Here is a 12,878-nt window from a genome sequence, read left to right as displayed (position 1 = left end):
TGCCCTATGGCGTCACGCTACCACTGATTTCATGTGAGGCAAGCATACATTCGCAGCAAAGGCTGCCGTTGTTATGAGCGATCAGCCAAAGAGATGTGCAGACCCAGGCCGCTCATGGCCTCGTGCGCCGAGACGACGCTCTCGGCCACGCTCGTCAGCGTCATGCGCGCGGCGGTCGCCCGGTCGCGCAGCATCCGGTATGCGGCGTCCTCGTCGAGACCGTTGATCTCGGTGATGACGCGCACGGCCTTCTCGACGGTCCGGCGCCCTTTCATCGTCTCCTCGAGCTTCTCGATCTTGTTGGCGAGCCGGGTCTCGTAGCCGCGCCGGTAGCGCGCCAACGCGAACTGGCTGAGCACCCCGCGCGGCCTGATCGGCTTGCTCAACACGCCATGGGCGTCGAAATCGACCAGCGCCTTGAGCGACGTCGGGCTCTCGTAGGTGACGATCGCGATGACCGCCGGACGCATCTCCTCGATCCCGGCCAGCAGATGCGTGACGTCGAGATCGTCGAGCTGGATGAACAGCGTGTCGATGTCGGGCGGCAGCGCCGCCGGCGGCGGCCATGCGATCGAGACTTCGCAGCCGAGCCGGCGGAGCTGGTCGACCAGCGCCGTCCCCTCCTCGTCGCGCGGGTGAACGACGAGCGTGCGCGCCCGGCGGAGATCGTCGAGCATCCTGCGGGCCTGACCGCTCAAGAGCGCGCGCCTTCCTCGAGCCAGTTCGCCTCGAACCGCGAGGCCGCGAGATAGGGGTCGGGCCGCACCGGGCGCGGCGCCCGCCAGACGACGTCGAACTGGCCGTCGGCGCGGGCGACGCCGATGCCCGGCGTCAGCCACGCGTGCCGGTTCTCGACGTCGAAGCTCAGTTCGCCCTCCGGCGCATGGAAGCTCTGCCGCATCGCCGCCTCGCTCAGCTTGTCGGCGTCGAGGGAGCCTGACTTCGCGAGCGCACGGGCGAACAGATGGACCTGGGCGTAGGCGGTCTCCGACCAGATGCTCGTGACCTGCTCCGCGCCGAACCGGGCCCGAAACGCCGCCACGAAGCGGGCGTTGTCGTCGCCGTCAAGCGACTGGAAGTAATGGGCGGCGAGGACATGCCCGGCGCAGGCCTCGGGGCCGATCTTCCAGATCTGGCCCTCCGACATGGTGAGGCTCGCGATCGGGCGGCGGGATCGATCGAAACCGGCCGCGGCGTAGCTTGCGTAAAGCCGCTCCGCCCCGCGGCCGACGACGGTCGAGAACACCGCGTTCGGCGCGGCGCGCTCGATCTCCTCGATCATCCGGTCGTGGGCCGCCTGGTCGGCGTCGAGCGGCGCATAGAGTTCGCCGACCACGACGCCGCCCTTCGTCTCGATCAGATCCCGCATGATCCGGTTGGATTCGCGCGGATAGATGTAATCGGAGCCGACGATGAAGATCCGCGGCCCGTACTCGCCGAGCAGGAAGTCCGCCAGCGCGAAGACGTTCTGGTTGAGCGTCGCCGCGCTGTAGATGACGTTCTCGGAATATTCGAAGCCCTCGTAGATCGAAGGGTACCAGAGCAGCCCGTTGTGCCGCTCCATGGTGGGGAGGACCGCCTTGCGGCTCGCCGACAGCGAGCAGCCGAACACCACCTCGACCCCGTCCTCCACGAGCAGCCGGCGGGCCGCCACCCTGTAGGCGTCGACGTCGCCGGCCGGATCGTAGCAGACCGGCTCGATCTGCCGGCCGAGGACGCCGCCCTCCCGGTTGATCTCCTCGATCGCGAGCGCCGTCCCGAGAAAGTGCTCGGTCTCCGTCACGCCGCTCACGCCGCTTCGCGAGAACAGCACGCCGACGCGCCACGGTTCGTTCGGCGCTCCCGCCACTGAAATGTCCCTCTTCTGCCGCCGCCATATTAGCGAATCCTGCATAGAGGGCGAAAGGCCGCTCGTCGCCCGCGCGCTCTCGGATCGTTCACGAGGCGCTCATCCGATGCGCCGTCCCGCGACGCCAGAGACTGGCGGATGGGCCGAGGCGGACGCCGAGTTGCTCGTCGCCGCCCACGATCGCCGTTTCACCCGTACGCTCGCCGAAGAGCGCCGCACGGCGAAAGCCGTCACGACGAAGGCACCCACACGATCTTCGTCGGCCGGGTGGTGCGCGCCGAGACCGACGAGGGCGCGCCGCTCGTCTATGGCGACGGCGCGTTCCATGGCCTGACGCCGGTCTAAAGGCTTCAGCCCGCCGCGATCGTGTCGAGGAAGGCCGTCGCGGCCTTGGTGGCGTGGCGGCTCTTGCGCCGGAGCGCCGTGAAGCGGCGGCGCGGCAGCTCCATCGCGACTTCGACCAGCGCGCCGGACGACAGCGACGACGACGCCACGAGCCGCGACATGACGGCCGCGCCGGCGCCGGCTTCCACCGCGGTCCGCACCGCCTCGTTCGACGAGAACTCGATCGCGACGTCGAGGTCCGAAAGGCCGCCTCCCACGGCCCTCATGACGGCCTCCAGCACCGACCGCGTGCCGGACCCGAGCTCGCGCAGCACCCAGCGCGTGGAGGTGAGGTCAGCGGCCTGGATCGTCCGCCCGTCCGCCCAGGGGTGGCTCCTGCCGACCACGAGCGTCATCTCGTCTTCGGCCACGGTGAGGGCCGCGAGCGCCGGGTCGTCAACCTCGCCCTCGACGATCCCGATGTCGGCCTCGCCGTCGTGGACCAGCGCCGCCACGCGTTCGGTGTTGGCGATCTCGACCGCGACCGAGACGCCGGGATAGGCGCTCGCGAACCGGTGGATGAGCGGCGGAAGCCAATAGCTCGCGACCGTCTGGCTGCCCGCGAGCGCGAGGCGGCCCTTCTTCAGGCCGGCGATGTCGGCGAGCACCGCTTCAGCCGCCGCGGCCCGCGCCAGCACCGCGCGCGCCTCGCCGAGAAAGGCCGCGCCGGCGTCGCTCAGCACGATGCGGCGACCGACCCGGTCGAACAGTTTCGTGGCGTAGCGCGCCTCGAGCGCCGACACCGCCGCGCTGACCGCCGACTGTGTGAGGCGGAGGTCCGCGGCCGCGTTGGTGACATGCTCGCGCTCGGCGACCGCCACGAAGATGCGGAGCTGCTCCAGCGTCACGGCAGGGGCCTCAGGCCAGGAGCTTGACCAACCCGAGGCTGAAGCAGGCGATGAACAGGAACGAGCAGAGCCCGAGCAGAAGCGGGCGCAGCCCCCGCGCGCGCAGCTCCGCGATGTTCGCGCCGATCCCCATGGCCGCAAGCGCCACGGTCAGCAGGAGGGTCGTGACGGGGGCCGCGAACTCCTTCATCGCGACCGGGATGGCGAAGACGCTGTTGACGACGATCAGCGCCACGAAGCCGAGAGCGAACCACGGCGTCGGCGCGCTCGCGCGGCCGGCCGGGCCCGCCCCCGTCGCGCGGGCCGCGATCAGGCCGAGCGCTATGACGACGGGCGCGAGCATCATGACCCGGGCGAGCTTCGCCACCGTGCCGAACTCGCCCGCGGCCTGCCCCTGCGCGAAGCTTGCGCCGACCACCTGCGCGATCTCGTGGATCGAGGCGCCGGTCCAGAGCCCATAGGCCAGCGGATCGAGGTTCAGCACGCCCGGCAGCAGCGGGTAGGCCAGCATGGCGACCGTGCCGAACAGGGTGACGCAGGCGACCGCGTAGGCGACGTCCTCGTCCGGGGCGCGCGTCACAGTGTTGGCCGCCACGATCGCGGAGGCGCCGCAGATCGACGTGCCGGCCGCGATCAGCTGGGTGAGGCCGCGGTCGACGCCGAGCAGGCGGCCAAGCCAGGTCGTGACCGCGAAGGTCGCGATCAGCGTGACGACGATGGCGATGACGCCGCCGGCCCCGACCGCGATCACCTGAAGGATCGTGAGCTGGAGCCCGAGCAGCACGATCGCGACGCGGAGCAGCCGGCGCATGGCGAACGCCAGCCCCGCCCGCGCGACGTCCGGCACGCCGATCAGATTGCCCATCACGGCGCCGAGCGCGATCGCGAGGATCATCGGGCTGAGCGAGCCCATGCCGGGGGCGAGGCGAACGCCATAGGCCGCCGCCGCGATCAAACCCGCAAGCGCGACGCCCGGCAGAAGCGTCGCGACGGGTCCACGACGCGTCTCCGCGTCGGTTCGGACCACGTTTCCATTCGAATCGGCGACTGCGGCCACGACGATCTCCAATCGTTAGGCGCAGCATCGCGATCCCCTGGTTTTTGATCCAATTCATTATTACGGCCAATATGTTCGCCGCAGACAAACGATCGATCTAGTCGCATTCCCGTCGCGCCATATCCGCGCGCCGACGCCTCCCCGCCGGCCGGCCGCGCGGCGACGCTGCGCGATGATCGGCGTCGACCTTGCGTCCGACCCGGCTGACGCGCTCGCGGCTCAAAAACGGAGACCGACCGACGCTCTCGCCGGCTATCCGCCGTGGACGCGCACGGTCGCGAAGCGGCCGAGATTCACACCGTGCATCTCACGCAGGCGGGCCTCCTGCGCACGGCGTTCGGACGCATCGGCCGCCGGCGACGCGTTCAGCGGCGGACGCGCGCTTCGCTCGGCCAGAAGCCGACGGAGTTCGCTGTTTTCCCGACGCAGCGCCTTGAGCTGACGGACGCCAGACGGCGTCAGCCCGTCGAACTTGCGCTTCCAGCGGTAGAAGGTGCGCACCGAGACGTGGGCGGCCTCGCAGACCGCCTCCATGGACGCGCCGTTCGAGACTTCGCTCAGGAGGACGGCGATCTCTTCGTCGGTCAGGCGCGACGCGGCCATCTCGTGAACCTCGCGGCTCCACGCTCTTCACGCAGCGTCGCGCCGCGTGAACAGGCATGCACAATCTCGGTGCAGGATGGTCCGGAACGGCGGCGCTGGCAACCGCCTTGCGCGCGGACCGGGCCAGGCCGGAACGCAGTCGAGCCCGCTCATATTCAAGGCTTGGCGCGAGGCGGCCGTCACGACCGGGCGCATCGTCGCGGGGGCGCCTTTTGTCAATTTTGACATTGCGACCCGCACGCCCCCGAGGCGCCCAATTCGCACGCGCCACGACCGATTATTTGGCCTTGCCGCTCAAGGAGTCCGGCTCTCAGCTTCAGGCGCCCGAAATTCTCCCGAAGGCGTTTGGCGATGAGCAAGTTCGACCGCAGAAGCTTCCTCATGACCACCGCGGGCCTCGCGGCCGGCGCGGCCCTTCCCCTCGCCGCGCCGCCGTTGATCCGCTCCGCCCGCGCGGCCGGCCCGGTGAAGCTCGGCTGCCTGTTCTCCTCCTCCGGCACGATGGCCAACCTCGAAGGCCGCATGAACTTCGTGGCCAAGATGGCGGCCGACGAGATCAACGCCGCGGGCGGCGTCAACGGCTCGACCATCGAGGTGGTGACGTCCGACCCCGCGTCGGACTGGCCGCTCTACGCCCAGATCGGCCGTCAGATGCTGTCCGAGACCAAGGTGGCGGCGCTGTTCGGCTGCTGGACGTCGGTCTCGCGCAAGTCGGTGCTGCCGGTCGTCGAGCAAAACGACGGGCTGCTGTTCTACCCGCTTCATTTCGAAGGCGACGAGAACTCCAAGAACGTCGTCTACGTGAATTCGCCGCCCGCGAGCTCGGTGCTTCCGGCGGTCGACTACCTCATGAGCCCGGACGGCGTGGAGGCTAAGCGCTTCTTCATGATCGGCTCGGACTACGTCTGGCCGCGCACCATCAACAAGCAGCTCAAGGGCTACTGGAAGTCGAAGGGCATTGAGGAGAGCGCCTGGAAGGAGGAGTACGTGCCGTTCTCCTTCTCGAACTTCCAGACCATCGTGAACCAGATCCGCGCCTTCGCGGACGCCCCCGGCGGCAAGTGCGTGGTGGTGCTGACGGTCGTGGGCTCCTCGATCCCGGACTTCATGCGCGAGTTCGCCAATCAGGGCATCTCGTCGTCCGACGTGCCGGTGCTCGGCCTCGACATGGTGGAGGCCGATCTCGAGGGCCTCGACACGGCGAAGATGGTCGGCCACCTCAACTGCTGGGCCTATCTCCAGCAGGCCAAGGGCGACGCCAACGTCAAGTTCCTTAAAAGCTGGTCGGACTACGTGACCAAGACCGGCGCGCCGTTCAAGAAGGACGTCGCGATCGACCCGATGGTCTCGACCTACGACGCCGTCCATCTCTGGGCGATGGCCGCCAAGAAGGCCGGCTCCTTCGACGTGCCGGAGGTGCGCAAGGCGTTCGACGGCCTGAGCTTCGACTGCCCCTCGGGCTACAAGATCGGCATGACGGCCGAGAACAATTACGTGTCGCGCGGCGTGTTCATCGGTTCTGTCAACGAAACCCAGGGCTTCGACGTGCTGTGGCAGTCGCCGGACACGCCCAAGCCCGTGCCGATGAGCCAGTACTGACAAGGACGGCGAGGCGCGGTCGGCGCGTGCGGTGGCGTGAGGCCATTCTCGGCCTGCTTTTGACGATGCTCGGATGCGGGACCGCCACGGCCCTCGACCGCGCCGCAATCGTCGCGCAGGCGTGCGGCGGCCCCGCGGGCATGACGGACGCCGCGGCCGCGCTGACGGCCGGCGTCGCGACCGCGTCGAAGGACGACGCCGCCTGGGCCGCGACGCTCTCAGGCGCCGCGATCGAGCGGACGCTGAAATGCGGCTCCCCGCCCGTGATCGCCGCGCCCGCGGGCGCGCGCGACGCCGCGACGCTCGCGCCGGCGACGTCCGCCGACGGGACCTCTCCGCTGCTCAGCCTGAAGAACCGGCCGCTGTTCGAGACCGCCCGCGCGGCCGCCACGCTGTTCGCGGGCGTAAGCCAAGGCGAACGCGGCGCGGCGCTGTCGGCGCTGGAACGCCGGGCGGGCTCGCTGCCGCCGGACCTGTTCGAGAAGGCGGCCGAAGCCGAAACCGACGCCGGCCTCAAGGATCGCATCCTCGGCGTCGGCCAGGCCGCGCTGCTCAATTCGCCGGACGTCTCGAAGCGGATTTCCGCGATCGAGCGCATCTCCGCGAACGCGGACCGCCGCTCGCTCACGCAGGTCGCGGGGCTGAAGGCCGATCCGGCCTACGCCACAGATCAAGCCTTCAGGGCGGCGGTCGACGCCGGCGTCGCCTCGATCGAGCGGCGGCTCCAGATCTCGAACGCGCTGAACACGCTCTACAACGGGCTGTCCTTCGCCTCGATCCTGTTCATGGCCTCGGCCGGGCTCGCGATCATCTTCGGGCTCATGGGCGTGATCAACCTCGCCCAGGGCGAGTTCATCATGATCGGAGCCTATGTCACCTACGCGGTGCAGGAGGTTCTTCGCGCCGCGGCCCCCGGCCTGCTCGACTGGTACCTGATCGTCGCGATTCCGATCGTGTTTCTCGCGACCGCGGGCGTCGGCGTGTTCCTGGAGGCGACGCTCGTGAGGCGGCTCTACACGCGGCCGCTGATGACCCTGCTCGCGACCTGGGCGGTGAGCCTCCTCATCGTCAATCTCGTCCGCGTGGGCGTCGGCACGCAGAACCTCCAGTTCGTGACGCCGAGCTGGATGTCCGGCGGCCATCTGCTGATGGGCGACTTCATCGTCACCTGGAACCGGCTGTTCGCGATCGTCTTCGCCGCCGCGACGCTCGTGCTCACATGGGCCGTGCTGAAACGCACGCCGCTCGGATTGGACATCCGCGCCGTCACCCAGAACCGCGCCATGGCGGGCTGCCTCGGCATCGCGACCCGGCGGGTCGACATGATGGCGTTCGGGCTCGGTTCGGGGCTCGCCGGCCTCGCGGGGCTCGCGCTCTGCCCGATCTACAACGTGAACCCGCAGATGGGTTCGAACTTCATCGTGGACAGTTTCATGGTCGTCGTGCTGGGCGGCGTCGGCACGCTCGCCGGCACGGTGATCGCCTCGCTCGGCGTCGGCCAGATCAACGTGCTGATCGAGCCGCTCTACGGCGCGGTCGCCGCCAAGGTCATCGTGCTGCTGATGATCATCGCGTTCCTGCAGTGGCGGCCCGAGGGCCTGTTCGCCGTGAAAGGGCGCCGGAAGTGACCGCCAAGCCGCACATCCTCAGCCGCGCGTTCGAGGATCGCGTCTTCGTCGGCGTCGCGGCCGCGGTCGCGCTCGCGGCGATCGTCGTGGCGCTGGTCCCCGGCCTGTCCGGCTACCGAGTCAACATCGCGGGCCAGCTCGCCTGTTTCGCGCTGCTCGCGCTCTCGCTCGACCTGATCTGGGGCTACGCGGGAATCCTCAGCCTCGGCCACGGCCTGTTCTTCGCCGTCGGCGGCTACGTGATCGGCATGCACCTGCTGGAGCATGCCGTCGCGACCACGGGCGTCACGCCCGACATCGTCCAGTTCATGGGCTGGAAGGCGCTCCCGGACTGGTGGGGACCGCTCGAAAGCTTTCCGGTCGCGCTCGTCGTCGCGCTCGCGGCGTCCTTCGCGGTCGCCTTCGTGTTCGGCTGGGTGTCGTTCCGCTCGCGCGTCGGCGGCGTCTATTTCGCGATCATCACGCAGGCGCTGGTCTACGTCGCCATGCTGCTGATGTTCCGGAACGACACCGGCTTCGGCGGCAACAACGGCATGACCGGCTTCCAGACGATCTTCGGAGCGCCCTTTCAGTCGCCCGGCGTCGCCAAGGGACTGGCGGCGACGTCGCTCGTCGCGCTGTTCGCGGCTCTGATCGCCTGCCGGCTGCTGATGATCGGCCGGTTCGGCCGCCTGCTGGTCGCGACCCGCGACGACGAAACGCGGCTGCGCTCGCTCGGCTACGAGACGCTGCGGCTGAAGCTTTCCGTCTGGTGCCTCTCCGCCGTTCTCGCCGCCATCGCGGGCCTGCTCTACGTGCCGCAGGTCGGCATCATCAATCCGCGGGTGCTGTCGCCCGAGCTCTCGCTCGAGATCGCGGTCTGGTGCGCGATCGGCGGGCGCGGGCGGCTCGCGGGCGCGGTGATCGGCGCCGTGCTAGTCAACGCGATCAAGTTCTCGCTCTCCGCCACCATGCCGGAGCTCTGGCCCTTCGTGCTGGCGGGCCTCGTGATCCTCGTGGCGCTGATCTTCCCCAACGGGCTGCTCGACATCGGCCGCTGGCGGCCGACGTGGATCTCCCGCCCTGACGTCCTTCAGCCCGGGCACGCCGAGCCATGACGGTCGCGGTTCTGGTCGAGGCGCTGACCGTCGAGTTCGGACGCTTCCGGGCGATAGACGACCTGTCGCTCGCGATCGACTACGGCGAGGTCCGCGCGGTGATCGGCCCGAACGGCGCGGGCAAGACCACGCTGCTCGACGTCATCTCGGGCGTGAGCCGCGCCAAGACGGGCCGGATCCTGTTCGACGAGAAGCTCGAGCTGACGCGCGCCTCGGAAGCGCAGATCGCGCGTTCGGGCGTGCGCCGAAAATTCCAGAAGCCGAGCGTGTTCGAGGCGCTCACCGTCCGCGACAATGTCGAGATCGGGCTGGGCGGCGCGATCGACGCCGCCGCCCGCGAGCGCGTCGACCGGACGCTTGAAACCGTGGGCCTCTCCGCCGAGGCCGGCCGTCTCGCGGGCGAGCTTGCGCATGGCCAGAAGCAGTGGCTCGAGATCGCCATGGTGGTGGTGTCCGAGCCGAAGGTGCTGATGCTGGACGAGCCGGTCGCCGGCCTCACCGACGAGGAGACCGAACGCACCTCCGCGCTGATCCGGGCGCTCAAGAGCCCCGAGCGCGCCATCGTCGTGGTCGAGCACGACATGGACTTCGTCGAGACCGTCGCGGATCGGGTCACCGTGCTGCATGAGGGCCGCACGCTGTTCGAGGGCTCGATGGCCCGCGCCCGCGCCGACGCCCGCGTCGTCGACGTCTATCTGGGGCGATGAGGCGATGAAGCTCTCCGTCCGTGACCTCGACCAGCATTACGGATCGGCTCAGGCGCTCAGGCGCGTCAGCTTCGAGATCGCGCCCGGCGAATGCCTCGCGGTGCTCGGCCGCAACGGCGCGGGCAAGTCGACGCTGCTGAAATGCCTCGCGGGCGTGCTGCCGGTCACCGGCGGCGCCGTCGCGTTCGACGGCGTCGACATGACGCGCGCGCCGAGCCATCGCCGGTCCCGCGCCGGCTTCGCCTATGTGCCGCAGGGCCGCGAGATCTTCGCGGAGCTGACCGTGCGCGAAAACCTCGTGGCGGCGGCGCGCCCGCATGGGCCCGCGACCGACGAGGCCTTCGACGAGGTTTTTGGCCTGTTCCCCGTGCTGCGCGAGATGGCCGGGCGGCGCGGCGGCGCGCTGTCGGGAGGCCAGCAGCAGCAGCTCGCTTTGGCGCGCGCGCTCGTGACGAAGCCCAGGGTGCTCGCGCTCGACGAGCCGACCGAAGGCGTCCAGCCCTCGATCGTCCAGCTGATCGAGACCGTGCTGACCGGGCTGAAGGGCCGGCTCTCGATCCTGCTGGTCGAGCAGTATCTCGATTTCGCGACCGCGGTCGCGGACCGTTTCGTCGTGCTTTCGCGCGGCCGGCTCGTCGATCAGGGCGAGCGCGCGGAAATGAGCCGCGAGCGGCTCTCGAAGTTCATGTCCGTCTGAAGAAAAGCGAGGGGAGCCCATGGCCCGCCATCACACGATCTCGTCCGCGCCCGAAAACATGGTCTGGGGCTATCTCGACTCGGCGCTGGAGCCGGTCATCAAAATCGCCTCGGGCGACACCGTCACGCTGACCTCCTTCCCCGCCGGCGGGAAAGAGTGCCTTCCGCCGGACGCGAGCCGCGTGCCGGCCGACTACATGGCGGCGCTCGACACGCTCCGCCAAGGCGGCGGCCCGCACTTCATCACCGGGCCGGTCTATGTCGAGGGCGCCAAGCCCGGCGACACGCTGCAGGTCGACATCCTCGAAGCCAAGCCCACCATGGACTGGGGCTTCGTGGCGATCCTGCCGCTGCTCGGCACGCTGCCCGACGAGTTCACGGACTACGAGACCATCCATCCAAAGATCAGCCCCAAGGGCGACGTCTGCACCATGCCGTGGGGCGTCGACATCCCGCTCGACCCGTTCTTCGGCATCATGGGCGTCGCCCCTCCCCCGGCCTGGGGCCGCGTCGGGTCGCCGGTGCCGCGGGCCTTCGGCGGCAACATGGACAACAAGGAGCTGAAGCCCGGCGTCACGCTCTATCTGCCGGTCTTCAACGAGGGCGCGCTGTTCTTCGCCGGCGACGGCCATGGCGTGCAGGGCGACGGCGAGGTCTGCATCACGGCGCTCGAAATGGGCATCGAGGGCACGTTCCGCCTCACCGTCCGCAAGGACATGGCGGTCGATTTCCCCTTCGCCGAGAGCGAGACGCACCTGATGTCGATCGGCCTCGACGAGGACCTCGACGACGCCGCCAAGCAGGCGGTGCGCGAAATGGTGCGGCATGTCTGCCTGCGCTCGAACCTCACCCGCAACGAGGCCTACATGCTGTGCTCGCTCGCCGGCGACCTGCGGGTGACGCAGCTCGTGGACGGCAACAAGGGCATCCATATGATGCTGCCGAAATCGATGATCTGAAGCGCGAGGGCGGCCGGCGTTGAGCCTCGCTCACCCCGGCCGCCCGGGCTGCCGCCCGCGGCGATAGCCCAGCGACGCGGACGCCTCCGCGAGCGCCCGCGCGTGCTCCGTCTCGCCGAGCTGCGTCAGCAGCGCGCGGACCGCCTGGCGCTCGCCGCCCGCGCGGCGGATGACGTCGTCGACCGCCGCGTCGTCCGCCGCGGCGACCTCGTCCAGAAACAGCTCCGCCAGCGACTCGGGCGGCCCCAAAAGTCGTGTCATCATCCCTGCCCTCGCGTCCGATCGAGGACATGGATTCCATGCGAACAAAGAAAGAACAAGGGCCTTCGCGGACGGCTGTGGACATCACCCGCGAACCCTGGGAGGCCGCCGAGCCGGTGATCGGCTGGCTGCTGGACGCCGACCCCGCCCTTCGCTGGCAGGTCATGCGCGACATCCTCGACGCTCCGGACGCGGAATGGCTAGCCGAGCGCGGCAAGGTCGAGACGGAGGGCTGGGGCGCGCGCCTGTTCGCCCTGCAGGACGCGGACGGGCGATGGGACGGAGGCGCCTTCGCGCCTGCGGGCTTCACCCAGCAGGACTGGCAGGCCGAGGGCCAGCCGTGGACGCCGACCTGCTGGACGCTCGCGCAGCTGCGCGAGTTCGGTCTAGCGCCGACATGCGCCTGCGCGCGCCGCACGGTTCGCCTGATCGGCGAAAACGCGCGCTGGGAGCACGACGGGCAGCCGTACTGGGAGGGCGAGGTCGAGGAATGCATCAACGGCCGCACCGTCGCCGCCGGCGCCTATTTCGGCGTCGATGTGGACCCAATCGTCGAACGGCTGCTCGGCGAGCGGCAGCCGGACGGCGGCTGGAACTGCGAGCGGACCAACGGATCGCGCGTGTCGTCCTTCGACACGACCATCTCCGTGCTGGAAGGTCTGATCGAGCACGAACGCGCGACCGGCGGGTCCGACCGAACCCGCGAAGCGCGAAGGACCGCGGAGGAGTATCTGCTGCGCCGGGACCTCTTCCGCCGCCTGAGCACGGGCGAACCGGCCAATCCGGACTACCTCGCCTCCATCCATCCGGATCGCTGGCGGTACAATGTCCTGAGGGCGCTCGATTATTTCCGGGACGCATCCAATCTCTACGGAACGGCGCCCGATACGCGCCTCGGCCCGGCGATCTCCTACCTGATGTCCCGACGCCTGCCGGACGGCCGTTGGCCCCTCGACAAGATTCTGCGCGGGCGCGTCTGGTTCGCCGTGGACGACGGCGAAGGCGAACCATCGCGCTGGATCACGCTAAGGGCGCTCCGAATTCTCAAGTGGTGGCGGCGCCGGTCGGAAGAATCACAGACCCCTCAGTCCGCCGCGCGGGCCTGAAGAGCGCGAAGGGCTGAACCTCGACGCCCTCAGACAGGCGCGCAGGCTCCGGCCGTCAACCTATGTCGCAGACCGTCGAAACGC

14 protein-coding genes are annotated in these 12,878 nt (G+C 69.4%); 8 read left to right on the top strand and 6 right to left on the bottom strand.

Annotated elements, in window-relative coordinates:
* Positions 1-71: 71 nt before the first annotated feature.
* Complete coding sequence (locus ACFSCV_RS07835; protein WP_378798631.1) at positions 72-677, bottom strand: ANTAR domain-containing response regulator; 606 nt, start codon at positions 675-677, stop codon at positions 72-74.
* A 17-nt stretch (positions 678-694) separates the two neighbouring features.
* Positions 695-1,849: a transporter substrate-binding domain-containing protein gene (locus ACFSCV_RS07830; protein WP_378798629.1), complete on the bottom strand. Its 1,155-nt coding sequence runs from the start codon at positions 1,847-1,849 to the stop codon at positions 695-697.
* 138 nt (positions 1,850-1,987) lie between these two features.
* Between ACFSCV_RS07830 and ACFSCV_RS07825 the strand changes: the two genes are divergently transcribed.
* On the top strand, positions 1,988-2,194 hold the full coding sequence (locus ACFSCV_RS07825) for a flavin reductase (protein WP_378798628.1): 207 nt from the start codon (positions 1,988-1,990) through the stop codon (positions 2,192-2,194).
* A 5-nt stretch (positions 2,195-2,199) separates the two neighbouring features.
* Here ACFSCV_RS07825 and ACFSCV_RS07820 read toward each other — a convergent pair whose 3' ends face one another.
* From ACFSCV_RS07820 to ACFSCV_RS07810, 3 genes are all read right to left on the bottom strand, one after another.
* Positions 2,200-3,081, bottom strand: a complete 882-nt coding sequence (locus ACFSCV_RS07820; RefSeq protein ID WP_378798627.1) for a LysR substrate-binding domain-containing protein — start codon at positions 3,079-3,081, stop codon at positions 2,200-2,202.
* 10 nt (positions 3,082-3,091) lie between these two features.
* Entirely contained in the window at positions 3,092-4,108 is a 1,017-nt protein-coding gene (locus ACFSCV_RS07815; RefSeq protein ID WP_378798832.1) for a YeiH family protein, read from the bottom strand.
* Positions 4,109-4,390: 282 nt separating this feature from the next.
* Complete coding sequence (locus ACFSCV_RS07810) at positions 4,391-4,741, bottom strand: transposase (protein WP_378798625.1); 351 nt, start codon at positions 4,739-4,741, stop codon at positions 4,391-4,393.
* Positions 4,742-5,092: 351 nt separating this feature from the next.
* Between ACFSCV_RS07810 and ACFSCV_RS07805 the strand changes: the two genes are divergently transcribed.
* From ACFSCV_RS07805 to ACFSCV_RS07780, 6 genes are all read left to right on the top strand, one after another.
* Complete coding sequence (locus ACFSCV_RS07805; RefSeq protein WP_378798623.1) at positions 5,093-6,340, top strand: transporter substrate-binding protein; 1,248 nt, start codon at positions 5,093-5,095, stop codon at positions 6,338-6,340.
* Positions 6,341-6,480: 140 nt separating this feature from the next.
* Positions 6,481-7,968, top strand: coding sequence for an urea ABC transporter permease subunit UrtB (urtB, locus tag ACFSCV_RS07800; protein WP_378798621.1), 1,488 nt, complete (start codon positions 6,481-6,483; stop codon positions 7,966-7,968).
* A complete protein-coding gene (gene urtC / locus ACFSCV_RS07795) occupies positions 7,965-9,065 on the top strand; it encodes an urea ABC transporter permease subunit UrtC (protein ID WP_378798619.1) in 1,101 nt (366 codons plus the stop codon). The genes urtB and urtC overlap by 4 nt, the downstream gene beginning before the upstream one ends.
* Positions 9,062-9,772 (top strand): ABC transporter ATP-binding protein, encoded by a 711-nt coding sequence (locus ACFSCV_RS07790; protein WP_378798617.1) that lies wholly within the window; start codon positions 9,062-9,064, stop codon positions 9,770-9,772. Before urtC ends, ACFSCV_RS07790 begins: the two co-directional genes overlap by 4 nt.
* On the top strand, positions 9,690-10,469 hold the full coding sequence (gene urtE / locus ACFSCV_RS07785) for an urea ABC transporter ATP-binding subunit UrtE (protein WP_417568602.1): 780 nt from the start codon (positions 9,690-9,692) through the stop codon (positions 10,467-10,469). The genes ACFSCV_RS07790 and urtE overlap by 83 nt, the downstream gene beginning before the upstream one ends.
* A 19-nt stretch (positions 10,470-10,488) precedes the next feature.
* On the top strand, positions 10,489-11,427 hold the full coding sequence (locus ACFSCV_RS07780) for an acetamidase/formamidase family protein (RefSeq protein ID WP_378798613.1): 939 nt from the start codon (positions 10,489-10,491) through the stop codon (positions 11,425-11,427).
* A gap of 30 nt (positions 11,428-11,457) precedes the next feature.
* On the opposite strand, the gene ACFSCV_RS07775 is transcribed toward ACFSCV_RS07780, so the two are convergent.
* A complete protein-coding gene (locus ACFSCV_RS07775) occupies positions 11,458-11,688 on the bottom strand; it encodes a hypothetical protein (RefSeq protein ID WP_378798611.1) in 231 nt (76 codons plus the stop codon).
* A 77-nt stretch (positions 11,689-11,765) separates the two neighbouring features.
* On the opposite strand from ACFSCV_RS07775, the gene ACFSCV_RS07770 reads away from it, so the two are divergent.
* Complete coding sequence (locus tag ACFSCV_RS07770; protein WP_378798609.1) at positions 11,766-12,794, top strand: squalene cyclase; 1,029 nt, start codon at positions 11,766-11,768, stop codon at positions 12,792-12,794.
* The last annotated feature ends 84 nt before the right edge of the window (positions 12,795-12,878 follow it).

The sequence above is a fragment of the Methylopila henanensis genome (assembly GCF_042681025.1).
GTDB classification, from domain to species: Bacteria; Pseudomonadota; Alphaproteobacteria; order Rhizobiales; family Methylopilaceae; genus Methylopila; species Methylopila henanensis.
The sequence above is the reverse complement of the archived record's forward strand: the minus strand, read 5'-3'. Positions and strand labels throughout refer to the sequence as shown.